This is a genomic window from Bradyrhizobium sp. HKCCYLS3070, assembly GCF_051167575.1.
Classification (GTDB): domain Bacteria; phylum Pseudomonadota; class Alphaproteobacteria; order Rhizobiales; family Xanthobacteraceae; genus Bradyrhizobium.
Genome location: NZ_JBNPTI010000004.1, coordinates 230,485 through 252,931 on the forward strand (window position 1 = coordinate 230,485; position 22,447 = coordinate 252,931).

22 protein-coding genes are annotated in these 22,447 nt (G+C 66.3%); 8 read left to right on the plus strand and 14 right to left on the minus strand.

Going from position 1 to position 22,447, the window contains the following annotated elements:
• Positions 1–31 precede the first annotated feature (31 nt).
• Entirely contained in the window at positions 32–289 is a 258-nt protein-coding gene (locus ACQR03_RS16125) for a DUF7662 domain-containing protein (RefSeq protein ID WP_315713880.1), read from the minus strand.
• A gap of 143 nt (positions 290–432) precedes the next feature.
• Here ACQR03_RS16125 and ACQR03_RS16130 point away from each other — a divergent pair, with 143 nt between their 5' ends.
• Positions 433–1,941, plus strand: coding sequence for a sensor domain-containing diguanylate cyclase (locus ACQR03_RS16130; RefSeq protein ID WP_316172636.1), 1,509 nt, complete (start codon positions 433–435; stop codon positions 1,939–1,941).
• 46 nt (positions 1,942–1,987) lie between these two features.
• Here ACQR03_RS16130 and galU read toward each other — a convergent pair whose 3' ends face one another.
• Positions 1,988–2,869, minus strand: a complete 882-nt coding sequence (gene galU / locus ACQR03_RS16135; protein ID WP_315713878.1) for a UTP--glucose-1-phosphate uridylyltransferase GalU — start codon at positions 2,867–2,869, stop codon at positions 1,988–1,990.
• 218 nt (positions 2,870–3,087) lie between these two features.
• Here galU and ACQR03_RS16140 point away from each other — a divergent pair, with 218 nt between their 5' ends.
• Complete coding sequence (locus tag ACQR03_RS16140) at positions 3,088–4,482, plus strand: lytic murein transglycosylase (RefSeq protein ID WP_315713877.1); 1,395 nt, start codon at positions 3,088–3,090, stop codon at positions 4,480–4,482.
• Positions 4,483–4,622: 140 nt separating this feature from the next.
• Positions 4,623–6,362, plus strand: coding sequence for an SGNH/GDSL hydrolase family protein (locus tag ACQR03_RS16145; protein WP_316169486.1), 1,740 nt, complete (start codon positions 4,623–4,625; stop codon positions 6,360–6,362).
• A gap of 133 nt (positions 6,363–6,495) precedes the next feature.
• Here ACQR03_RS16145 and ACQR03_RS16150 read toward each other — a convergent pair whose 3' ends face one another.
• The 3 genes from ACQR03_RS16150 to ACQR03_RS16160 form a co-directional block, all read right to left on the minus strand.
• Positions 6,496–6,867, minus strand: a complete 372-nt coding sequence (locus ACQR03_RS16150) for a CsbD family protein (RefSeq protein ID WP_315713875.1) — start codon at positions 6,865–6,867, stop codon at positions 6,496–6,498.
• A 74-nt stretch (positions 6,868–6,941) separates the two neighbouring features.
• Positions 6,942–7,676 carry an SDR family NAD(P)-dependent oxidoreductase gene (locus tag ACQR03_RS16155; RefSeq protein ID WP_315713874.1) on the minus strand — a complete coding sequence of 245 codons (735 nt, stop codon included), beginning with the start codon at positions 7,674–7,676 and terminating at the stop codon, positions 6,942–6,944.
• Positions 7,677–7,797: 121 nt separating this feature from the next.
• A complete protein-coding gene (locus ACQR03_RS16160) occupies positions 7,798–8,940 on the minus strand; it encodes a PQQ-dependent sugar dehydrogenase (RefSeq protein ID WP_315713873.1) in 1,143 nt (380 codons plus the stop codon).
• 136 nt (positions 8,941–9,076) lie between these two features.
• Between ACQR03_RS16160 and ACQR03_RS16165 the strand changes: the two genes are divergently transcribed.
• Together ACQR03_RS16165 and ACQR03_RS16170 are read left to right on the plus strand one after the other, a co-directional pair.
• Positions 9,077–9,856 carry an SDR family NAD(P)-dependent oxidoreductase gene (locus ACQR03_RS16165; protein ID WP_316172638.1) on the plus strand — a complete coding sequence of 260 codons (780 nt, stop codon included), beginning with the start codon at positions 9,077–9,079 and terminating at the stop codon, positions 9,854–9,856.
• A gap of 136 nt (positions 9,857–9,992) precedes the next feature.
• A complete protein-coding gene (locus tag ACQR03_RS16170; protein WP_316172639.1) occupies positions 9,993–10,880 on the plus strand; it encodes a TauD/TfdA dioxygenase family protein in 888 nt (295 codons plus the stop codon).
• A gap of 238 nt (positions 10,881–11,118) precedes the next feature.
• On the opposite strand, the gene ACQR03_RS16175 is transcribed toward ACQR03_RS16170, so the two are convergent.
• Entirely contained in the window at positions 11,119–11,769 is a 651-nt protein-coding gene (locus tag ACQR03_RS16175; protein ID WP_316172640.1) for a YqgE/AlgH family protein, read from the minus strand.
• A 136-nt stretch (positions 11,770–11,905) separates the two neighbouring features.
• On the opposite strand from ACQR03_RS16175, the gene ACQR03_RS16180 reads away from it, so the two are divergent.
• The 3 genes from ACQR03_RS16180 to ACQR03_RS16190 all read left to right on the plus strand — a co-directional run bounded on the left by ACQR03_RS16180 (position 11,906) and on the right by ACQR03_RS16190 (position 15,069).
• Complete coding sequence (locus tag ACQR03_RS16180) at positions 11,906–12,745, plus strand: protein-disulfide reductase DsbD domain-containing protein (protein WP_316172641.1); 840 nt, start codon at positions 11,906–11,908, stop codon at positions 12,743–12,745.
• A 112-nt stretch (positions 12,746–12,857) separates the two neighbouring features.
• Complete coding sequence (locus ACQR03_RS16185; protein ID WP_316172642.1) at positions 12,858–14,234, plus strand: lipopolysaccharide biosynthesis protein; 1,377 nt, start codon at positions 12,858–12,860, stop codon at positions 14,232–14,234.
• 175 nt (positions 14,235–14,409) lie between these two features.
• Complete coding sequence (locus ACQR03_RS16190) at positions 14,410–15,069, plus strand: L,D-transpeptidase (RefSeq protein WP_316172643.1); 660 nt, start codon at positions 14,410–14,412, stop codon at positions 15,067–15,069.
• Between the two features lie 14 nt (positions 15,070–15,083).
• Here the strand turns inward: ACQR03_RS16190 and ACQR03_RS16195 are convergent, their stop codons facing one another.
• The 8 genes from ACQR03_RS16195 to ACQR03_RS16230 form a co-directional block, all read right to left on the minus strand.
• Complete coding sequence (locus ACQR03_RS16195) at positions 15,084–15,335, minus strand: SemiSWEET transporter (protein WP_315713865.1); 252 nt, start codon at positions 15,333–15,335, stop codon at positions 15,084–15,086.
• A 113-nt stretch (positions 15,336–15,448) separates the two neighbouring features.
• Positions 15,449–16,240, minus strand: coding sequence for a 3-hydroxybutyrate dehydrogenase (locus ACQR03_RS16200; RefSeq protein ID WP_172134430.1), 792 nt, complete (start codon positions 16,238–16,240; stop codon positions 15,449–15,451).
• 4 nt (positions 16,241–16,244) lie between these two features.
• On the minus strand, positions 16,245–17,420 hold the full coding sequence (locus ACQR03_RS16205) for a patatin-like phospholipase family protein (RefSeq protein ID WP_316172644.1): 1,176 nt from the start codon (positions 17,418–17,420) through the stop codon (positions 16,245–16,247).
• 140 nt (positions 17,421–17,560) lie between these two features.
• A complete protein-coding gene (locus ACQR03_RS16210; protein ID WP_315714371.1) occupies positions 17,561–18,076 on the minus strand; it encodes a CAP domain-containing protein in 516 nt (171 codons plus the stop codon).
• 363 nt (positions 18,077–18,439) lie between these two features.
• The gene (locus ACQR03_RS16215; protein ID WP_315713863.1) at positions 18,440–19,477 is read right to left on the minus strand and encodes a sulfate/molybdate ABC transporter ATP-binding protein; all 1,038 of its coding nucleotides are present in this window, start codon (positions 19,475–19,477) and stop codon (positions 18,440–18,442) included.
• On the minus strand, positions 19,467–20,375 hold the full coding sequence (cysW, locus tag ACQR03_RS16220) for a sulfate ABC transporter permease subunit CysW (protein WP_315713862.1): 909 nt from the start codon (positions 20,373–20,375) through the stop codon (positions 19,467–19,469). The genes ACQR03_RS16215 and cysW overlap by 11 nt, the downstream gene beginning before the upstream one ends.
• A gap of 8 nt (positions 20,376–20,383) precedes the next feature.
• On the minus strand, positions 20,384–21,220 hold the full coding sequence (cysT, locus tag ACQR03_RS16225) for a sulfate ABC transporter permease subunit CysT (RefSeq protein ID WP_315713861.1): 837 nt from the start codon (positions 21,218–21,220) through the stop codon (positions 20,384–20,386).
• A gap of 207 nt (positions 21,221–21,427) precedes the next feature.
• Positions 21,428–22,420: a sulfate ABC transporter substrate-binding protein gene (locus tag ACQR03_RS16230; RefSeq protein ID WP_434841722.1), complete on the minus strand. Its 993-nt coding sequence runs from the start codon at positions 22,418–22,420 to the stop codon at positions 21,428–21,430.
• Between the last annotated feature and the right edge of the window lie 27 nt (positions 22,421–22,447).

The window sequence follows — 22,447 nt, forward strand, 5'->3', positions numbered from 1 at the left end:
ACAGCCCCAGTGCCGCGGACACAGATGCAGCTCAGCGCTCCGGCTTCAGCTTGCGGAAGCGGACGCCCTTGCCATCGGGCAGCCGGGTCGCGACATAGCCTGCCGCCAGGCAGGCCTCGCGCTGCGGCATCTTCTCCTGCGGACTTCGCAGGCTGTCCCACCACGAGGCGCGCTGCGCGGCGCGCGGCAGGCCGTCGCCGATCAGCTCCTCGATCTCGTCGAGGCTGAGCACCAGCTCGGGGCGGGTCTGCCGCTTGAGATAGTCTCGAAGCGCATCATAGTCCGGCAAGTCTCGACTCCATCGTACCAGCGCGTGTGCGGCCGCCTTGACGACAGGCGCGGCGAACGCAACGACTCGTTAACCTAACATGCGTTACTTCGGCTTTATCCGTCAGTCTACGGACGGGACTCCACGGGGGACGGGACGATCCGATGCGCTGGACACGCCGAACGGGCCGGGCGACGCAGCCTTGGCGGCTCTCGGCGCGCACGCTGATCACCTGCTCCATCTCGACCATCATCGGTTTCTCCGCCATCTGCGCCAGCGTCATGATCGACCTGCGCCGGAGCGAGGAAGTCCGCGCCCGGCAGGCGCTGGAGAACATGGCCGCCAGCATCGGCGCCGACATCAGCCGCACCGTCGAGCTCTACGATCTCTCGCTGCGGGCGGTGGCCAGCAACATGTTGCTGCCCGAAATCAACGAGGTCAGCAAGCACGTCCGCCAATTGATCCTGTTCGACCGTTCGTCCACCGCGAAGAATTTCGGCACCATCCAAGTCTTTGATGCCCGCGGGCGGCTGTCGCTCGAGTCGTCGACGCTCGACCCGCTGCCGGAGGACCGCAGCGACGCCGATTTCTTCCAGGTGCATCGCGACCGGCCCGACACCGGGCTCTATGTCGGGCGGCCCGCTCAGCATCATGGCCAATATTCCATCGTTCTCAGCCGCCGCATCTCGACGCCGGACGGACGCTTCGCCGGCGTCGTCGCCGGCTCGATCCGCCTCGGCTATTTCCGCGACCTGTTCGCAAGGCTCACGCTCGGGGCGGGCGACAACATCACCGTGCTCCGGCGCGACGGCACCGTCATCGTCAGCGCGCCGTTCGATTCCGGCGCGATCGGGCGCAACCTGGCGCGGGCGCCGGCCGTGACCCGCGCGCTCACCGAGCCGGCCGGCTGGTCGAGCAGCTATGGCGCGCTGGACGATCTGCCGCGGCTGCTGGTCTGGCGCAATGCCAATGAGCCGCTGGTCGTGATCGCCAGCAAGTCGTGGGACAGCGTCTATGCATACTGGCGCCATGAGGCTGCAGAGATCGGGGCGATGATGCTGGCGCTGATCGTGTTCGTCCTGGCCGCGACGCAGGTCGCCGCGCGCGAGATCCAGCTCCGGGCGAAGGTCGAATCCAGACTGGAGCAGCTCGCGACCACGGATCCGCTGACGGGCCTGAAGAATCGGCGCAAGTTCGACGAGACCATCGAACTCGAATGGCGGCGGGCGCAGCGCGCCGGCGCGCCGCTGGGGCTGCTGATGATCGATGCCGATCACTTCAAGAGCTACAACGACACCCATGGGCACCAGGCCGGCGATCAGGTGCTGGTCGGCATCGCCGTGTGCATCTCCGATTCGGTGCGGCGCGCCGGCGACTGCGCCGCGCGTTATGGCGGCGAGGAGTTCGCGGTGCTGCTGCCGGGGACCTCGGAAGCGGATGCGCTGCGCGTCGCGGAGACGATCCGCAGCAAGGTCAAGCTGTGGGCGGGAGAAGCGTGCACCACCTCGATCAGCATCGGCGCCGCCAGCGTCACGCCGTCGCGCGACACGGACTGGACCGGCCTGCTCAATGCCGCCGACCGCGCCCTATACATGGCCAAGGCCGCGGGCCGTAACCGCTGCGCCAGCGCAGCGGTGCGTCATCCGTCACCCGCGGCTTCGCTGGCGGCGTGATGCCGCCAACCGCCTCGAAGGCGCGGCATTTCGCGCCGGCTTGGCCTCAGCCCTTGCCTTCGAGATAGCGCTTCATGTCCGCGCGCAGGCCATCGCGCAGGTCGGCTCGCGCCATGGCGAAGGCGATGTTGGCCCTCAGGAAGCCGGACTTCGAGCCGCAATCATGCCGCTCGCCGTCGAAGTCCACGCCGTAGAATTTCTGCGTCTTCGACAGACCGATCATCGCGTCGGTGAGCTGGATCTCGCCGCCGGCGCCGCGCTCCTGCGTCGCGAGGATCTGGAAGATCTCCGGCTGCAGGATGTAGCGCCCGGTGATCGAGAAGTTCGACGGCGCGGTGCCCTTGGCCGGCTTCTCGACCATGCCGTCGACCTCGAACATCTTGCCGTCGCGCTTGCCGACGCCGCAGATGCCGTATTGATGGGTCTGATCGGCCGGCACCTCCTGCACGGCGAGCACGTTGCTCTTTTCCGGCAGCTTGCTGGCGGCAGCAATCATCTGCGCCAGGCACCCCGGCGCGTTCAGCACCAGCTCGTCGGGCAGCACCACCGCGAACGGCTCGTCACCGACGATGTCGCGCGCGCACCACACGGCATGGCCGAGCCCGAGCGGCGCCTGCTGGCGGGTGAAGCTGACCGCGCCGGCCTCCGGCTGGTCGCGCGCGAGGATTTCCATCTCGGTCTTCTTGCCGCGCGCCGCGAGCGTCGCGTCGAGCTCGTACATGCGGTCGAAATGATCCTCGATCGCGGTCTTGTTTCGCCCGGTCACGAACACGAAATGCTCGATGCCCGCCTCCTTGGCTTCGTCGAAGACGTATTGGATGAGCGGCTTGTCGACGATCGTCAGCATTTCCTTCGGCATCGCCTTGGTGGCGGGCAGGACGCGGGTGCCGAGACCGGCGACCGGAAAAACGGCTTTGCGGATCTTCATGGGGATGACTAGACCTTGTGGCGATATGAATGCGAAATCGATCGCATTTTAGGTAGCTCGTTTGCAGCCGAGAACAAAGGCGGATGTTGGTCCAGTGTTCCGCTCGACACGGACCGAACGGCTAAATTTCGCTGCGGAAATCGTTAACCTTGTTAATCTCCCGTTAAGCAGGACCGGGCCTCGTGGAGGCCGATCTTCCATGCGATCTGGATCGAGACATGATGCGACGGAACGTGATGCTGACAGCTCTGAAGGCCGGTGCTGGCGCGGCGGTTCTGGTCACGGCGTTGACGGTGGTGTCTGGTTCCGCTGTCGCGCAATCCTCAGGCGGGCCGCTGAACTTTCTCGACGGCCTGTTCACGGGCACCCTGACGAAGGGCGACCCCGCCCCCAACCAGCCCCCTGCCGCCGGCGGGCCGCAGCCGTGGAGCGGCCAGGACGGCGCCTCCGGCCATCCGCTGATGACGGCGGCGGCGATCCGCGAAGCCGCCGGCAATTTCGACAATTGCGTCGCCGGCATGTGGCCAGATGCCGCACGGCGCAACATCACGCAGGACAATTTCCAGCGCTTTACCGCCGGCCTGTCGCCGGACCTGCGCATCATGGACCTGCTCGACGCGCAGCCCGAATTCACCAAATCGATCTGGGACTATCTCGACATCCTGGTGAACGACAACCGGCTGGCGAAGGGCCGCGAGGTGCTGGCGAAGTACAAGCCGCAGTTCGATGCGGCCGAGCGTACCTATGGCGTCGACCGCTACATCGTCGCTTCGATCTGGGGCATCGAGTCCAACTACTCGACCCAGATCGGCGACCGCAGCGTGCTGCAGTCGACCGCGACACTCGCCTGCATCGGCCGCCGCCAGGCCTATTTCAAGGATGAGTTCCTCTCCGCCCTGGAAATCCTCAATCGCGGCGATTTGCGCCCCGAGCAGTTGCGCGGCTCCTGGGCAGGCGCCTTCGGCCCGACCCAGTTCATGCCGACCGCGTTCAAGCGCTTCGCCGTCGATGCCGATGGTGACGGCCGCCGCGACGTCGTCGACAATCCGGCCGACCTGATCGCCTCCACCGCCAACAATCTGAAGAAGGACGGCTGGCAGAGCGGCCAGAGCTGGGGCTACGAGGTCGTGGTGCCCCAGGGCTTCAACTACATGCTCGCCGACCGCGCCAAGAGCATGAGCTTCGCCCAGTGGGAACAGCTCGGCCTGCGGCGGGCCAACGGTCAGCCGTTCCCGACTGGCGCCGAAAAGGCCTATCTGCTGGCGCCGGCCGGCGCCCAGGGCCCCGGCTTCCTGATGCTGCAGAACTTCCGCGTCATCATGAAATACAACCCTGCGGAAGCCTATGCGCTGGCGATCGGACACTTCGCCGACCGCCTCCGCGGTGCACCGCCGTTCGTTCAGGCCTGGCCGCGCGAGGAGCGAACGCTGTCGCGCGGCGAGCGGCTCGAGCTGCAGCAATTGCTCGCCGAGCGCGGATTTTACCGCGGAACGCCGGACGGCCAGTTCGGCGGCCAGACGCGCGAGGCGCTGCGGAACTTCCAGGCCTCGATCGGGGCGCCGGCGGACGGATTTGCCACCTCGGATGTGCTCGAACGGCTGCGGACGCGCTGATCGCAGCCCCAATCTGCCCTGCCGGTAACCTTCTGGGGCGATTACCGGCGCCGTCAACACCATCCGGTGAATGCCCGTTTGCGGCCTGATTCGCGTCCTATTATATGAATCGTCACGATCACGCCGCGCGACGGGTGCGCATGTCAAAGCTGAAGTCCATCCTCAAGCTGTTGAACGAGCCCGGCCCGCTGGTCGTGCTGGCGGTCGTCATCGCCATGCTCGTCGGCATCGCCGGTCCCGCCTCGGCCCAGTTCTTCAACTTCAACCCGTTCGCTTCGCCCCGCCCGGCACCGCGCGGCGGTGGAGGTGGCGGAGGTTGGTTCGGCGGCGAATTCTTCGCTCCGTTCCCGCAGCAACAGCCGAAGAGGGTGATCCAAGACTATTCCAAGGCGCCGCCGCCGGAGAAGCGTGATGGCGCGCCGGACCGCTACGTGCTGGTGCTCGGCGACGCCATGGCCGACTGGCTCGCCTATGGCCTGGAAGAGGCCTATGCCGAGCAGCCCGACATGGGCGTGACCCGCAGGATCCGGACCACGTCGGGCCTCATCAAGTATCAGCCCAGGGGCGAGCCGGCCGACTGGGCCGCCGCCGCCAAGGGTATCCTGGCGACCGAACGCGCCGACGCCATCGTCATCATGCTCGGCCTCAACGACCGCATCTCGCTGCGCGAGCCCGCGATCGAGAAGACCGACGACAAGAAGGGCGACAAGGCCAAGAAGGATGCCAAGGCCAAGCCTGGTGAGACAAAGCCTGGTGAGACCAAGCCGGGCGAAGCCAAGCCGGATGGCAAGGCCGACACGGCGGCCAAGCCCGACGACAAGGCTGCCGATACCGATCTGCCGCAGGACGAGGCCGACAACGACACGCCCGCGGTCGCGGCACCGGAGAAGGCCGCCCGCTCGCCGGGCGGCCTCTACGAGTTCCGGGACGAGCGCTGGGTCGAGCTGTATACGAAGAAGATCGAGGAGATGATCGCGATCGCCAAGAGCAAGGGCGTGCCCGTGCTCTGGGTCGGCCTGCCCGCGGTTCGCGGTCCCAAGGGGACGGCGGACACGCTGTTCCTCGACTCGCTGTATCGCGATGCCGCCGGCAAGGCCGGCATCACCTATGTCGATGTCTGGGACGGCTTCGTCGACGAGGCCGGCCGCTTCCTGCAGAAGGGCCCGGACTTCGAGGGCCAGATCCGCCAGCTGCGCTCCTATGACGGCGTCTATTTCACCAAGCCGGGCGCGCGCAAGCTCGCCCATTATGCCGAGCGTGAGATCAACCGGCTGCTCGCGGCGCGTTCCGCGCCGCTCGAGCTGCCGAACGAGCCGGCCACGCCGGACGCCAATGCCGTACCGGGCCAGCCGGCGCCGCGGCCGGTCGCCGGCCCGATCCTGCCGCTGGTGGCGTCATCCGTCGGCACCGATCAGTTGCTGGGCGGCCCCGGCTCCCGACCTGCGGCGGTCGACGCGCTGGCGGCCCGAACCCTGGTCAAGGGCGAGGCGCTGAGCCCGCCGGCCGGCCGCGCCGACGATTTCGTCTGGCCTCGCCGCGAGGTCGGCCGTGAGCAGGCCAAGGAGCCGCCGAAGGAGCCGACCCGGCCCGAAGCGCCGATGGCAGCGACTTCGCCGGCGGAAGCGACGCCGGCAGCACCTGGGCCGGTGTCGCCGCAGCCGCGGCAAAGGCGGCTGACCACGCCGGGGGCGCCCACCCAGCAGCCGCCAGCCCAAACGCCGCAGCCAAATCAGGGCGTTCGTGAGTTTTTTGGCTTCGGCGCGCCTCAGCAGCAACAGCAGCCGGCGCGGCCGCCCGCCGCGCGCAATCCGAACGCGCCGCCGCGGCCGCCAGGATTGGTCGGCCGCTCGGCAGCATCGCTGGAGACCCAGGGCCGCTGATCGTGACCACATTTCGGCGCTGAGGGCGATCGCCGCGGATCATTCCGGACCAAGGTACCAATGACAAATCGGCCTGCATTCGAGAGCGAATGCGGGCTGATTGTCATCTGATCGTCAGCGGGTCTTTGCAGGCTCAGTAGCGCCAGCGCTGCGGCGGCTGCGGCCGGCTCGGCGAGCGCATCAGCATCGCCAGCAGGAAGCCGATGCCGCCGGCGACCAGCAGCGCGCCCATCGGATTGTCCTGAACCCGCTTGGTCAGCGCCTGCGTGCCGTCACGCAGCGTCTCGGAGCCGTTGCCGAACGTATCCTTGGCGAAATCCATCGCCGCATCGCCGGCCTCGCGCGCCGCGTCCTTGGCCTGGCCATACATGTTCTGCACGACGCCCGAGGCCTCGCGCGCACGCCCCGACGCCTGCGTGCTCTTGTCGCCCAACATCTCGCCGACGCCGCCTTCGATCTTGCCTGCGACATCCTTGGCCGTACCGGTCAGCCGATCCTGATCCATTGCCGCTCTCCTTCTCTGCATTGTGCGGGATTGCTGGCCTGCTAACCGGCCAGCACGGCGCAGGTTCCGGACGACTACAAAATCAGGCCGCCGTCGACGACGAGGGTCTGGCCGATGATGTAGGACGACAGCGGCGAGGCCAGGAACAGCGCCGCACCGGCCATGTCCTGCGGCGTCCCCAGCCGCCGCAGCGGAATGCGCTGCAGCGCGCCCTCGAGGCGCTTCGGATTGGCGGTCGTCACCTTGGTCATCTTGGTGTCGACGAGCCCGGGCGCGATCCCGTTGACGCGGATGCCGTCTTCCGCCCACGCCTCGGCCAGGGTTCGCGTCAATCCCATCGCGCCGGTTTTCGAGGCGTTGTAGGCCGGATTGCCCATGGTCGAATGATAGGCCGCGGTCGACGAGACGATGATGAGCGCGCCCCTGGCATCGCGCAGCAGGCCGTGAAATTTCGTCGCACAGGCCATCAGGCTGATGAGGTTGACCTCGACCACCTTGCGAAAGCCCTCCATGGCGAATTCGCCGCGCCGGTACAATACCGCGCCCTGCGCCAGCACCAGCACATCGAGCCGATCGAGCCGCGGCGCGAAGCTCTCGATCGCGCCGGGATCGCTCACATCGAGCTGATGGTAGTTCACCCCTGCGAGATCGGAGCCCTCACCTTCGGCATAATCGGCGGCGCTCGCCCGCGTGCCGCTGACGTCGACGCGCGCGCCCTGCGCGCGAAACGCCTGCGCGATGCCGTTGCCGATGCCGCTCGATCCGCCGATCACCAGCACCGAGCGTCCCGTGAAATCGAGCGCGTTCATCTCCCCACTCCTTCTCTTGTTGTTTGTCGGATGGTGTGGGGATCGGCGCAGGCCCTGTCAACGGCATCGCGGGCTGTGGCGACCCCGGCATCGGCGCCTTCGCATCAATGCTGCTGCGCAGCTACTTCATCGGTGTCAGCCGCAGCAGGCGGCCGGGCGAGTCGTCCTCGATGACCCAGACGGCGCCGTCCGGCGCCACGGCGACGTCGCGGATGCGCTCGCCCATGTCCCAGCGCTCGGCCTCGTCAGGCTGACCATCGGTCCGGAAGGCAACGCGGACCAGCGCGTGCACCCGCAAGCCTCCGATCAGCGCCGATCCCTTCCATTGCGGAAACATCGGACCATCATAGAAGACCAGGCCGGCCGGCGCGATCACAGGATCCCAATAGAGCGGCGGCGGCGCGAGGTCGGGCCGCGTCGCATGCCGCGGGATCGGCGTGCCGTTGTAATTGTCGCCGTTCGACACCAGCGGCCAGCCGTAGTTCTTGCCCGGCTCGATCAGGTTCAGTTCGTCGCCGCCGCGTGGTCCCATCTCGTGCAGCCAGAGCTTGCCATCTGATGCGAAGGCGAGCCCGTAGGGATTGCGGTGGCCGGTGGTCCACGTCTGGGCCGGCACGCCCTTGTCCTCGGCCATGGGATTGTCCGACGGAGTCGCGCCGTCGAGATCGAGCCTGAGCACCTTGCCGCGCGCCTGACGTGGATCCTGGGCGCTGTTCGGCTGCATGCGGTCGCCGACCGTCAGGAACAGATGCGTTCCCGACGGATCGAACGCGATGATGCCGCCGGGCTGCCCGCCGCCGCCGGCGGGCGTCTGGCGCCAGATGACGGTGGGGTCGGTCAGCGTGGCGTTGTCATTCGAAACCGACAACACGGCACGGGTCAGGACGAGCCGGCTGCCTTCGCTGCTCGGCTCGGTGTAGGTGAGATAGATCTGCGACGTCGTCGCGAAGCTCGGCGACACCGCAATGTCCAGGAGGCCGTTCTGTCCGCGCGCCGCGACGGCAGGCACGTTGCCGATCTGGATCTTCTGCCCACCTTGCGTGACGAGAAAGATCCGGCCTGGCTTCTCCGTGACCAGCATCCGCCCATCCGGCAGGAAGGCGATGGCCCAGGGCGTATCGAACTCGGCAACGCTCCGCGCCTCGAACGGGCGCACGGCGCTTGCCTTGCGATCGCCGGCATTGATGCTCTCGGCTCGCGCGGCCGTGGTCGCAACGAGTCCCATCACCAATGCCAGGCGCAGGAAGGTCGTGGAGAGCACCATGATCACTCCGGTTTGTTGATCCGTGTCGTCGGCAACGAGAATTCGGCCATGCCGGATCGGTGCCTACCGAATGCGTCCGATCAGTGATAATCCCGACGGCGAGCATGCGATCCGCATTTTTCCGTGAGCCGCAAATATGCACCAGCACAGGCAACTCAGCCGCTCGGTCAAGGGATTGACCGTCCTGATCACCGGCGCCGCGTCGGGGATGGGGCGCGCGACCGCGCGCGTGTTCGCCGATGAAGGCGCCAGGGTCGCAGTCACCGATGTCGATGAGAACGCGGCCCGCGCGGTGGCGGCAGACATCGAGGCCAGCGGCGGAACGGCGCGCGCCTGGCGGCTCGACCTCGTCGACCGCAACGCCATCGCGGCCGTCGTCGGCGATGCTGCGACGCATTTCGGCGGGCTCGACGTCATCGTCAACAATGCCGGCATCTCGGTGCATGTCGCGATCGACGACGAATCCTACGACGAGGCCTGGGCAAGAGGGCTTGCCATCATGCTGACGGCGCAGCAGCGCGTCATCCGTGCCGCGCTGCCGCATCTGCGCCGCTCGAACAGCCCGCGCATCGTCAACATCGCTTCGACCGAGGCGCTCGGCGCAACCGCGCGGCACAGCGCCTATTCGGCTGCAAAGGCCGGGGTGACCGGATTGACGCGCTCGCTCGCGGTCGAGCTCGGCCGCGATCGCATCACCGTGAACTGCATCTGTCCGGGCCCGATCACCACGGCGATGACCGCGCGCATTCCAGATGAGCAGAAGGCGGTCTACGCACGGCGCCGCACCGCGCTTGGCCGCTACGGCGATCCCGAAGAAGTCGCGCACATGACCTTGAGCCTGTGCCTGCCGGCGGCCTCGTTCCTCACCGGAGCGGTGATCCCCGTGGACGGCGGGCTGATGGCCCGCAATGCATGACGTCTGACGCGCCGGCATGACAGCCGTGCGGTCGGCGATCCGCGCCTTGCGTTGACTTCGCGCATCGCCGGCGTAGCCTCTTCCATCAGAAGAAGCGGACAGGAGTCCGCCCTGATGAGGACGCGAGGAGGAGACCATGGCGATCGCCATCCGGCAGTTGCATCGGCATTTCGTCGGCGAAGTATCCGGTGTCGATCTGCGAAAGCCTCTCGCTCGGGACGAGGTCGCGCAGTTGCAGGCCGCGATCGATCACTACGCCGTTCTCGTATTTCACGATCAGGACGTCACCGACGAGCAGCAGCTCGCCTTCGCGCTCAGCTTCGGCGACCGCGAGCAGGCGCGCGGCGGCACCGTCACCAAGAAGGAGGATTACCGCCTCACCACCGGCCTCAACGACGTCTCCAATCTCGGCAAGGATGGCAAGCCGCTGCCATCAGACCATCGCACGCATCTGTTCAATCTCGGCAACTGCCTGTGGCACTCCGACAGCTCGTTCCGGCCGATCCCGGCGAAATACTCGATCCTCTCGGCGCGGATCGTGAACCCGAAGGGCGGCAACACCGAATTCGCCGACATGCGCGCCGCCTATGACGCGCTCGACCGGGAGACCAAGGCCGAGATCGAGGATCTCGTCTGCGAACATTCGCTGATGTATTCGCGCGGCGCGCTCGGCTTCCTCGACTACACCGACGAGGAGAAGGAGATGTTCAAACCGGTCAGGCAGCGGCTGGTCCGCATTCATCCTGCCCATGGCCGCAAGTCGCTCTATCTGTCATCGCATGCCGGCGCCATCATCGGTATGAGCATGCCGGAAGGCCGGCTGCTGCTGCGCGACCTCACCGAGCATGCCACCCAGCCCGAGTTCGTCTACGTCCACAAATGGACGCTGCACGACCTGATCATGTGGGACAACAGGCAGACCATGCATCGCGTGCGCCGCTACGATCAGTCGCAACCGCGCGACATGCGCCGCGCCACGGTGGCCGGCACCGAACCGACGGTCGCGCAGCAGGCGGCGGAATAGTTCTGCCTTCAGCAGAGATGCGCGGCCTCATCCCTCTCCATGTCGTCATTGCGAGGAGCGAAGCGACGAAGCAATCCAGACTGCATCCGCGGGGGGACATTCTGGATTGCTTCCGCCTACGCTCTCAAAGCTTCGGCGGACAAGTCGCTGCGCTCGCAATGACGGCGGAGAGGCAGAGCGCCCCATTAAGCCTTCTCTGATCCCAGCGAGCGCGGGGGCTCCAACCGGACAATAAGGCCTATGCGTGCCCGGCGGCGTTGGACAGCATGCCGGGATCGATGCCGATCTTGCGCAGCGCAAGATCGTATTTGGCGTCGACATTGTCGCCGAAGATCAGCTCCGGATCGGCGTCGCAATGCAGCCAGCCATTGTCCTGGATCTCTTCCTCCAACTGGCCGGCGCGCCAGCCGGCATAGCCGAGGGCGAGGATGGCGTGCTTCGGACCGTCGCCCTTGGCGATCGCCTTGAGGATGTCGATCGTCGTCGTCAGGCAGACGCCGTCGTTGATCTTCAAGGTCGCGTTGGCGATGAAGTAGTCGCTCGAATGCAGCACGAAGCCGCGCCCGGTATCGACCGGGCCGCCGCTCAGCACCTTCATCGTCTCGGCGCTGTCGGGCAGGCTGATCTGATCGCTCTTCTCGATGATATTCAGTTGCATCAGGAGCTGAGGGAAGTCGATGCTGCCCGCCGGCCGGTTCACCATGATACCCATGGCGCCCTCGGCCGAATGCGCGCAGAGATAGATCACCGAGCGCTCGAAACGGGAATCGCCCATCACGGGCATCGCAACCAGCAGCTGACCGTCGAGGTAACCACCGTGAGAGGTGTGATCCCCGATCCCTGTCACTTTGCGGCGAATGTCGCTCAGCCTTTTTGCCTCAGGATTCATCCGCAAGGACTCTCATGATCATCGATATCCTGATATTGGGATGCGCATCTGTCAATCAAGGTTCAGGTCCTCGCGAGGAAATCTGCTCACAAGCATTTCAATGGTTTGCGCCCGAACCGCACTCTAAAGACGTCTCATGTCCGCCTTGGTTCCTCACCACTCTGCCACACTGCTCGTCGCGACCGTCGTATCATCCTGCCTTGCGTTCGGCGCGCAGGCGCAGGATTCCTCGCCCTGGCAGCGCGACAGCCACTCCGCGGTGCGCCTGCTCGCGGGCTCGCGCAGCGGTCCGGTCATGCTGGGCGGCATCGCCTTCGCGCTGCAGCCGGGATGGAAGACCTATTGGCGAACGCCCGGCGATTCAGGCGTGCCGCCGCGGTTCGACTTTTCCAAGTCGGAGAACGTCGAAGCGGTGACGGTTCTGTGGCCCGCGCCGACAAAGTTCGACGACGGCGCCGGCGGGCACTCGCTCGGCTATCATGATCAGGTCGTGCTGCCGCTGCGCATCGTCGCCAAGAACCCCGACAAGCCGATGACCTTGCGCGCCGACGTCAGCTACGCGGTCTGCGAGAAGATCTGCATTCCCGTCGAGGCAAAGGCCGAGCTCGCCTTCACCAGCGTCGCCAGCACCGAGGATACGGCGCTCTCGGCGGCCCTCGACACGGTGCCGAAGCCGGCCACTGTCGGCGACGCCATCCCCTTGACGATCCGCGACGTCAAGCGCGACGGCCCGAAGGACGTCGTCGTCGACGTCGCCGTCGCCGATCCGCGCGGCGTCCAGCTCTATGTCGAGGGGCCGACGCCTGACTGGGCACTGCCGATCCCGACCGTGCGCGACAGCGGCATGCCGGGCATCAAGCGCTTCGCCTTCGAGTTCGACGGCGTTCCGCCGGGCGTGAAGCCGGACGGCGCGGCCCTGAAATTCACGCTGGTCGGCCCCGACAAGTCTTACGAGTTCAACTTCACTCTGCCGTGACGGCTGTAGCGCCGCGCGACCGACGCGGCGCCGGCCCAACTCAATCTTAACGTTGCGTTGATAGGGAAGCACCATCGCCGCCATCCGCGCGGCCGTGGAGCCGGACCCCGCCGTGGCCGTGATGGATGCCCGCAACGCCCCCGCATCGACCGGCCTCGCGGCCCGCCTGAAGGCGCGCCTGGCCGCGCTCGGCGGCAGCGGCGAGGCATCGCTGACGCGCCGCCTGGCCGGCACCATCTTCCTGATCCGCGTGCTCAGCGCGGGCCTCGCCTATCTCAGCCAGATCCTGCTCGCGCGCTGGATGGGCGGCTCGGACTACGGCACCTATGTCTATGTCTGGACCTGGGTGCTGCTGCTCGGCAGCATGCTGGATGTCGGCATCGCCTCCTCGGCGCAGAAGATCATTCCGGACTACCGCACCGCGGGCCAGCAGGCGCTGCTGCGCGGCTTCCTCTCCGGCGGACGCTGGCTGACGCTGGCGACGTCCACCGCTGCGGCGCTGCTGCTCGCCGGCCTGATCGCGCTGCTGTCGCCCTGGATCGACGCCGGCGAGCGCATGCCGCTCTACATCGGCTGCCTCACCTTGCCAGCCTTCGTCGTCGCCAACACCCAGGACGGCATCGCCCGCTCGCACGACTGGATGACGCTCGGCCTGATGCCGCAATTCATCATCCGCCAGACGCTGATCATCGGCTTCACGGCGGGCGCCTTCGTGCTCGGCCTCGATCTCGGCGCCACCGCTGCGATGGCCGCGAGCGCGGCCGCGGTGTGGCTTGCGATGCTCGGCCAGATGCTGGTGCTGAACAACCGGCTCCGCGGCCACGTCGAGCCAGGTCCCAAACAATATGATCTCCGCGGCTGGCTCGCGATCTCGCTGCCGATCCTCATGGTCGAGAGCTTCTATCTGCTGCTGTCCTACACCGACGTGCTGGTGCTGCAGCAATTCCGCTCTTCCGAGGAGGTCGGCATCTATTTCGCGGTGGTGAAGACGCTCGCGCTGGTGTCGTTCATCCACTACGCGATGTCGGCGACGACGGCGCATCGCTTCGCCGAATACCACGCGCTCGGCGACAAGGCGCGGCTGTCGGCCTATGTCGCGCATGCGATCAAGTGGACGTTCTGGCCCTCGCTCGCGGCGACGCTGGTGCTGCTCGCGCTCGGCAAGCCGCTGCTGTTTCTGTTCGGCGCGCAGTTCACCGCCGGCTACGACATCATGTTCATCGCCGCAATCGGGCTCGTCGTACGCGCCGCGATCGGACCGGTGGAGCGGCTGCTCAACATGCTGGGCCAGCAGCGCGCCTGCGCCATGGCCTATGCGGCGGCCTTCGTCATGAACCTCGTGCTCTGCATCCTGCTGGTGCCGCAGTTCGGCGGCCACGGCGCCGCGGCGGCGACCTCGCTGTCGCTGGCCTTCGAGACCGTGCTGCTGTTCCGGATCGTCAAGCAGCGGCTCGGGCTGCATGTCCTCGCCTTCGGCAAGGCATCTTGAGGAAACCATATTGACGCATCTGTTGCGTCATCTTGGCCTCGCCTTGGCGGAACTGCGAGCGTCGTGCCGCCACGTCTCGTCTCGCCCGGCGATCACGCAAGTGTTGGGTGCAACGCCTTGATATTGGCGCGATCCTCCGGGCACATGATTTGAATGCGCGCTGGGGGAGAATGAGATGTCGAGACTGGGGGTCGCACTATCGCTGGCCGGAACCGTGATGCTGGCCGGCTGCATGGAAGCGACGCTGTCGCCGACGTCAGACGCGGCGTTGACGCCCCGCGACCGTCAGTTGCTGGCGCACGCGCCCTATGTCGAGGCGCAGATCCCGCAACAGTTCCAGCGCCACATCGTCGACTACACCCGGCAGGAACAGCCGGGCACGATCGTCGTCGATACCGATGCGCGCTTCCTGTACTACGTGCTGCCCGACCGCAAGGCGATCCGCTACGGCGTCGCCGTCGGCGAAGAGGCGATGGCCTTCTCCGGCGTCGCCACCGTCGGCAAGCTCGCGGAATGGCCGGACTGGGTTCCCACCGCCGACATCCAGGCGCGCCTCGGGCCGTATCCGAAGCGCGTCGCCGGCGGCCCGGCGAATCCGCTCGGCGCCCGCGCCATCTATCTGTACGAGGGCAACAAGGACACCCTGTACCGCATCCACGGCACCAACCAGCCCGAATATATCGGCCAGGCGATCTCGTCAGGCTGCATCCGCATGACCAATACCGACGTCGCCGACCTCTACAACCACGTCCAGCTCGGATCGACCGTGGTCGTGCTGCCGCCGGGCCAGAGCGTCGCGTCCACCACCGCGAACGTGTTCGCCCGCCGCAGCTGATCGGCTGAGGTTTCCTAGCCGTAGCGCAGCTTCAGGCCGAGGATCGCCGCCACCAGGCCGAGCGTGATCGCGTTGGCGACGACCAGCGGCAGGTCGCTGATCAACGCGCCGTAGAGCAGCCACATCGAGTTGCCGGTGGTCTGCAGAACGAACATGCCCATCGAGATGTCATGGGTCGAGCGCGACCGCCAGGCCTTGATGACCTGCGGCAGGAACGAGCTCGTGGTGCAGATGGCGGCGCCGAGGCCGATGATGGTGGTCAGCAAGGTGGAGGATCCGTGCGCTGGTCGTGGAAACGCACGCTTGTAGAATGGACCGCGCCGAAGCGAAACCCGCCTCGGCGCGAAACTGGTGCCTTGTTCAGCGCTCCCTGCGATCGTTACGCCGCCGTCCAACCGCCGTCGATCGAGAGGTTGGTGCCGGTGATCTGCGCCGCATCGTCGCCGCACAGGAACAGCGCCAGCGCCGCGACCTGCTCGGAGGTCACGAACTCCTTGGTCGGCTGCGCCGCGAGCAGCACGTCGTTGATGACCTGTTCCTTGGTGAGGTTGCGCGCCTTCATCGTATCGGGAATCTGCTTCTCGACCAGCGGCGTCCACACATAGCCCGGCGAGATGCAGTTGCAGGTGATCTTGAAGGTCGCGAGCTCGAGCGCCACGGTCTTGGTGAGGCCGGCGATGCCGTGCTTGGCCGAGACATAGGCCGACTTGAACGGCGAGGCGACCAGCGAATGCGCGGACGCCGTGTTGATGATGCGGCCCCAGCCGCGCTTCTTCATGCCGGGCACCGCGGCGCGGATGCCGTAGAACGCGGACGACAGGTTGATCGCGATGATCTGCTCCCACTTCTCCGGCGGAAAGTCTTCGACCGGCGAGACGAACTGGATGCCGGCATTGTTGACGAGGATGTCGACCGAGCCGAACGTGGTCTCGCCGAGCGCGATCATGCCGGCGATCTCGGCCGGCTTGCTCATGTCGGCCGGCGAGTGCACGGCCTTGACCTTGAAGTCGCTCTCGATCGCCGCACGCTCCTTCTCGATGTCGGCTGGCGCGCCGAAACCGTTGAGCACGATGTTCGCGCCGGCGGACGCGAAGGCGCGCGCATAGGCCAGCCCGATGCCGCTGGTCGAGCCGGTCACGACCGCGGTCTTGCCCTTCAGATTCGTCGTCATTGCTTCACTCCTTCTTGGCGGCAGCGAGACTGCCGTCCTGCGTGAGATCGTAGGTGACCATGGTCTCGCCGGACTGCGGCCGCTCCAGCCAGTCCTTGTGGCGCATCGACTGGTGGACATCGCGCACGCCCGCTTCCCAATGCTCGACCATCGCGACATGGGAAAAATCGTAGTCCTTGGAGGACGTCTCGTAGTTCTTGCTGCGATAGATCAGGTGCACCACCGTGACGGTGTTTTCCTGCGCCGCCTTGCACAGGACCTCGAGCGAGGGATCGTTGCGCAGCTCGTCGGGCAGCTTGGCATAGAGCTCGCGCAGCGCCTTGCGCGTGTTGTGGATCATGCGGTTCTTGTCGGTGTTCATCCGCGTCCGGCTGGAATAGCGGATGTCCTTCTCGCGCTCGGCGGCCTCCAGCAGCGTCCGCGGCAGATCGCCGCGCGCGGAGAACAGATCGACCTGGAAGATCAGCAGATCACGATCGGTCTCGGTATCGAGCACGTAGTCCAGCGGCGTGTTGGAGGCGATGCCGCCGTCCCAATAGTGCTCGCCGTCGATCTCGACCGGCGGGAAGCCGGGCGGCAGCGCGCCCGACGCCATGATGTGCTCGGGCCCGATCCGCTTGCCCTGCTTCCTGAATTCGACATTGTCGAAATAGGTGAAGTTGCCGGTGGTGACGCCGACGGCTCCGACGGAGAGCCGCGTCTTCAGATCGTTGATGCGGTCGAAATCGACCAGCCGTTCCAGGGTCCGCTTGAGCGGCGCGGTGTCGTAATAGCTGACCGATTGCAGCGTGCCTGACGGCCACAGCGGCGCCGGTGGGAAGCGCGGCGTGAAGAAGCCGGGCACGCCGAACGCCGCGATCAGCCCGGCGCTGACTTCGTTGAAGGCCGAGCGGTGATGATCGCCATTGAGCAGCGGCTTCCACGGCACCGGCGACGACACCATCTCCCAAAATTCCTTGAGACGGCCAATGCGTTTCTCCCGGTCGTTGCCGGCGATGATCGCGGCATTGATGGCGCCGATCGAGATACCGGCGACCCATTCCGGTTCGAAATCGAAATGGCACAGTGCCTGATAGGCGCCGGCCTGATAGGAGCCGAGCGCGCCGCCGCCCTGCAGGACGAGCACGCGTTGCGATTCGGCGGGGGTTGCAGGCAGCGGGGGAAATGGATGTTGCGTCATTACCGCGGTCATTAGCAAAGCAAGGCGCCACCGTGGCGTCACTTCGCGGTGACGTCAATCCACCCCAAGGGCTAGGCCGGCCTGACTCGCGCGCGAGCCATGCGCACGCGGCCTGCGCAGGGCGGCGGCAGCCCAGCCTGTCAGGAGGGCTTCTTGCCGTCCGGCGCGGCCAGGATCATGGTCCAGAACACTTTGTACTTGGTGTTCGGAGCATAGCTCGCTGCGATGCCTATTTTTGTGACACCGCTCTTGAGCATGTTGGCGCGATGCGGCGGCGAGTCACGCCAGCCGGAAAACGCTTCCGCCAGCGTGTGATAGCCGGCCGACACGTTCTCGACCGCGACGACAGCGTCATAGCCGGCACCCGTCAGGCGCTTCGCCAGCGGGGCGCGCACGTCATGATCGAGCTTGTTCTTGTCGGCCATCGCCTGCGACTGCGATTCCGCCAGCCGCATCAGCTCGGGGTCGACCTCGACCGTGCCGAGCCCGTTGTTCTGGCGGTATTGCGAGATCATCGTCGCCGCAGCCACCGCATCGAGCTTGGCGCCCGCGACCGCCATATCGGCATACATGGTCGGCGCCTGCACGACCGGCGTCTCGGCCGCACAGCCGGCGAGCAGGAATGCAATGGAGAGAGCGAGAGCCAGACGCTTCAATGAACCAATCCCTATGCCGATGCGAGAGGCGGGTTGTTGCACATCAACCGTGGCTGAAAGGTGAATCGGCGGTAAGTTCCGTCGCGACAATTGCGGCCATTCCTGCCGGCAACCGTTCGTCAACCATAGGAGCAGTTCGGTCAAGCCAGGAACGGCACGACGCCCTCGGTGTCGTCCTGGCCTTGAGCCGGGACCTTACTCCGCAGCGGTCGTGGTGAGACCCGATGCCGCTCCGGCGTGCCTCAAGCAAGCTTCACGGCGTATGGGTCCCGGATCAGCGCCCGCCAACGCTTTCGCGTTGCCGGGCTTGTCCGGGACGACACCGCATGTTTGGCAGCGATCCGGGACGAGCCCGAGCAGCCCCTACCCGGCCGCGAAAATCCGATAATGCCGCGGCTTCAGGCCGATGCGGTCGCCGATGCGGAGCTCGCGGTCGCGGGGGGCGTCGATCTCGATGGTCGAGCCTTCAGTCAGCGCGATCTCGGCGCGCTGCACTGGGCCGAAGCTGCGGACGTGGGTGACGGCGCCGTGCAGCGTGCCGCTGTCCGCGGAGCCGATCAGCATGTCGTGCCGGCGCACGAACAAGGTCGAGGCGCCCGCGGCCACGCCCTCTGCAGCCAGGTCCAGCGGCCGCCCGTTCAGATGCACGGCGCCGCCGGAGATCTCCACCGGCAGCATGATCGATTCGCCGATGAAGCCGTGCACGAAGGCCGTCGCCGGACTGTCGTAAACGTCGCTCGGCGAGCCGACCTGCTCGATGCGGCCCTTGTCCATCACCACGACGCGGTGCGCGACCTCGAGTGCCTCCTCCTGATCATGCGTCACGAAGATCGAGGTGACGTTGATCGAGTGATGCAGGGTGCGCAGCCATTGCCGCAGCTCCTTGCGCACCTTGGCGTCGAGCGCGCCGAACGGCTCGTCGAGCAGGAGGATGCGCGGCTGGATGGCGAGCGCGCGCGCCAGCGCGATGCGCTGGCGCTGGCCGCCGGAGAGCTGGCTCGGATAGCGATCGGCGAGCCAGTCGAGCTGGACGAGGTCGAGCAGCTCCTTCACGCGCGCGCGGATCTCAGCCTCGCTCTTGCGGATGCGGCGCGGCTGCACGCGCAGGCCAAAGGCGACGTTCTCGAACACGTTCATGTGCCGGAACAGCGCGTAGTGCTGAAACACGAAGCCGACGTGACGCTCGCGCGCGCCGCGATCGAGCGCGCTCTCGCCGTCGAACAGGATCTCGCCGGAATCGGGCCACTCCAGCCCGGCGATGATCCGCAGCAAGGTCGTCTTGCCCGACCCGGACGGGCCCAGCAGCGCCAGCAATTCGCCGTCGGCGACCTTGAGATCGACGCCGTCGAGCGCCTTGAACGTGCCGAACGTCTTGACGACACCCCTGACTTCAATGGTCACGCGGACCTCCCTCATCGAGTTGCCGTTCGAGGACGGTTTTGACGACCAGCGTGATCAGCGCGAGCATCGCCAAGAGCGAGGCGATCGCGAACGAGGCGACCATCTGGTATTCGTTGTAGAGGATCTCGACCAGCAGCGGCATCGTATTGGTCTCGCCGCGGATATGGCCGGACACGACCGAGACGGCGCCGAACTCGCCCATCGCGCGCGCGTTGCAGAGCAGCACGCCATACAGCACGCCCCATTTGATGTTCGGCAGGGTGACGCGGAAGAACGTCTGCAGGCCGGACGCGCCGAGCGAGATCGCCGCCTCCTCCTCCTGCGTGCCCTGCTCCTGCATCAGCGGGATCAGCGCGCGCGCCACGAACGGGAAGGTCACGAACACGGTCGCCAGCGCAATGCCGGGAAAGGCGAACAATATCTGCAGGCCATGGCTCTGCATCCACGGACCGAAGAACCCCTGCGCGCCGAACAGCAGCACGAACACGAGGCCCGATATCACCGGGCTCACCGAGAACGGCAGATCGATCAGGGTGATCAGGAACGTCTTGCCCGGAAAGTCGAACTTGGCGATCGCCCAGGCGGCGCACAGGCCGAACACGAGATTGGTCCCGACCGAGACCAGCGCCACCAGCAGCGTCAGGCGGATCGCGTCCCACGCCTCGGCGTCGGCAAGCGCGGTGAAATAGGCCGCGATGCCCTTGCCGAACGCTTCCACGAACACGACGATCAGCGGCAGCACCACGAACACCGACAGGAACGCCAACGCCAGCGTCGTGATAACGATGCGGACCAGGCGCGGCTCGGTGCGCGGATCAGGGCGGCCGGCCTGCGCGACGTGCGGGCTGGCCGCGGACGATGCCACGGATGGCGCCTGCAGGGTCATCTCCACGCTCATGTCGGGTCCTAGTTCAAGGGCGCCCGGCTCTGCGCCCAGCGCTGCAACCGGTTCACGGCAAAGATGATCAGGAACGCCACGACGAGCATCACCACCGCGATCGCGGTGGCATCGGCGTAGCGGAATTCGGACAGCCGGATCACGATCAGCAGCGGCGCGATCTCGGAGACGTTCGGCAGATTGCCGGCGATGAAGATCACCGATCCGTACTCGCCGACCGCGCGCGCAAAGGCGAGTGCGAAGCCAGTGAGCAGCGCCGGCGTCAGGCTCGGCAGGATCACGCGGGCCACGATCTGCCAGCGCCCGGCGCCGAGGCTCGCCGCCGCCTCCTCGATCTCCGGATCGAGATCGATCAGCACCGGCTGCACGGTGCGGACGACAAAGGGGATCCCGATGAAGATCATCGCAACGAAGATGCCGAGCGGCGTGAACGCCACCTTGATGCCCATTGCGGCGAGCGGCGCGCCGAGCCAGCCCTTCTGTGCGAACAGCGCCGTCAGTGCCACGCCCGCCACCGCCGTCGGCAGCGCGAACGGCACGTCGACGATGGCGTCGAACAGGCGGCGCCCGGGAAAGCGGTAGCGCACCAGCGCCCAGACGACGATGGTGCCCATCACCAGATTGACGCAGGCGGCGGCGAAGGCGAGCCCGAACGAGATCTTCAGCGCGCTCAAGGTGCGACGGCTGGTGACGATGCCCCAGAACTGCTCCAGGCTGAGATCGGTCGAGCGGACGAACAGTCCCGCCAGCGGAATCAGGACGATCAGCGACAGCCAGGTCAGCGTCAGCCCCATGGTGAGACCAAAGCCCGGCAAGGTGCTGCGACGTGGTGCAAGTACGTTCAAAAAAAGGCCTGGTCCGTTGATGATCGGTGTCGATGGGCTTCAATCGATTGTGGTGTCCGCCCGCCGCCCCCAGCCTCGTCTCGGCAATCGAGACCGGGGACCGCGTCTCATGCGCGATATCGCAGATCGCCGCAACGCCAGCTTCTTGCCTTGTTGTCTCGAAGCCGTATCAGACCTGCGGTCACCAACTCGTTCCTTCTGATTCGATCAATTCTTGTAGATTTGATCGAAGATTCCGCCTTCCCCAAAATGCTCTTTCTGGGCCTTGGTCCAGCCGCCGAACACCTCGTCGATGGTGAACAGATCGACCTTGGCGAAGGCAGCCTCGTACTTCTTGGCCACCTCGGGATCACGCGGACGGTAGGAGTTGCGTGCGGCAATTTCCTGACCTTCCTTTGTATACCAGTATTTCAGGTAGGATTCAGCCACACTTCGCGTGCCCTTCTTGTCGGTCACCGAGTCGACCACCGCAACTGGCGGTTCGGCCAGGATCGACAGCTGCGGCGCGACGATCTCGAACTTGTCCTTGCCGAACTCACGCAGGGCCAGATGCGCCTCGTTCTCCCAGGCGAGCAGGACGTCGCCGACACCGCGCTCCACGAAGGTCACGGTGGCGCCGCGGGCGCCGGTGTCGAGCACAGGGACGTGCTGATAGAGGTCGCCGACGAACTGCTTGGCCTTGTCGGCCGAGCCGAACTTCTTCAGCGCATAGCCCCAGGCGGCCAGGTAGTTCCAGCGCGCGCCGCCGGATGTCTTCGGATTGGGCGTGATGACGTCGACGCCCTTCTTGAGCAGGTCGTCCCAGTCCTTGATGCCCTTGGGATTGCCTTTGCGCACCAGGAAAACGATGGTCGAGGTGTAGGGCGAGGCATTCTGCGGCAGTCGCTTTTGCCAATCCTTGTCGAGCAGACCCTTGCCCGCGATCGCGTCGATGTCATAGGCGAGCGCCAGGGTCACGACGTCGGCCTGCAGCCCGTCGATGACGCTGCGGGCCTGCGCGCCGGAGCCGCCATGCGACTGCTTGACCTCGACGCTCTTGCCGGTCTCCTTCTGATACGCGGCTGAAAACGCCTTGTTGAACTCGACGTAGAGCTCGCGGGTCGGGTCATAGGAGACGTTGAGCAGACTGATGTCCGCGGCATAGGCCGATCCTGCCCATGCCAGGCCTGCGACCGCTGCCAGAAGACGTCGCATCTTCATCCAAGCTCTCCGTTCCATTCACCGCCC

What these genes read in the sequence shown, in the direction of transcription:
- ACQR03_RS16130 (WP_316172636.1), top strand. Translation starts at nt 433, where the DNA reads ATGCGCTGGACACGCCGAACGGGCCGGGCGACGCAGCCTTGGCGGCTC.
- galU (WP_315713878.1), bottom strand. Translation starts at nt 2,869, where the DNA reads ATGAAGATCCGCAAAGCCGTTTTTCCGGTCGCCGGTCTCGGCACCCGC.
- ACQR03_RS16140 (WP_315713877.1), top strand. Translation starts at nt 3,088, where the DNA reads ATGATGCGACGGAACGTGATGCTGACAGCTCTGAAGGCCGGTGCTGGC.
- ACQR03_RS16145 (WP_316169486.1), top strand. Translation starts at nt 4,623, where the DNA reads ATGTCAAAGCTGAAGTCCATCCTCAAGCTGTTGAACGAGCCCGGCCCG.
- ACQR03_RS16150 (WP_315713875.1), bottom strand. Translation starts at nt 6,867, where the DNA reads ATGGATCAGGATCGGCTGACCGGTACGGCCAAGGATGTCGCAGGCAAG.
- ACQR03_RS16155 (WP_315713874.1), bottom strand. Translation starts at nt 7,676, where the DNA reads ATGAACGCGCTCGATTTCACGGGACGCTCGGTGCTGGTGATCGGCGGA.
- ACQR03_RS16160 (WP_315713873.1), bottom strand. Translation starts at nt 8,940, where the DNA reads ATGGTGCTCTCCACGACCTTCCTGCGCCTGGCATTGGTGATGGGACTC.
- ACQR03_RS16165 (WP_316172638.1), top strand. Translation starts at nt 9,077, where the DNA reads ATGCACCAGCACAGGCAACTCAGCCGCTCGGTCAAGGGATTGACCGTC.
- ACQR03_RS16170 (WP_316172639.1), top strand. Translation starts at nt 9,993, where the DNA reads ATGGCGATCGCCATCCGGCAGTTGCATCGGCATTTCGTCGGCGAAGTA.
- ACQR03_RS16175 (WP_316172640.1), bottom strand. Translation starts at nt 11,769, where the DNA reads ATGAATCCTGAGGCAAAAAGGCTGAGCGACATTCGCCGCAAAGTGACA.
- ACQR03_RS16180 (WP_316172641.1), top strand. Translation starts at nt 11,906, where the DNA reads ATGTCCGCCTTGGTTCCTCACCACTCTGCCACACTGCTCGTCGCGACC.
- ACQR03_RS16190 (WP_316172643.1), top strand. Translation starts at nt 14,410, where the DNA reads ATGTCGAGACTGGGGGTCGCACTATCGCTGGCCGGAACCGTGATGCTG.
- ACQR03_RS16200 (WP_172134430.1), bottom strand. Translation starts at nt 16,240, where the DNA reads ATGACGACGAATCTGAAGGGCAAGACCGCGGTCGTGACCGGCTCGACC.
- ACQR03_RS16205 (WP_316172644.1), bottom strand. Translation starts at nt 17,420, where the DNA reads ATGACGCAACATCCATTTCCCCCGCTGCCTGCAACCCCCGCCGAATCG.
- cysW (WP_315713862.1), bottom strand. Translation starts at nt 20,375, where the DNA reads ATGAGCGTGGAGATGACCCTGCAGGCGCCATCCGTGGCATCGTCCGCG.
- ACQR03_RS16230 (WP_434841722.1), bottom strand. Translation starts at nt 22,420, where the DNA reads ATGAAGATGCGACGTCTTCTGGCAGCGGTCGCAGGCCTGGCATGGGCA.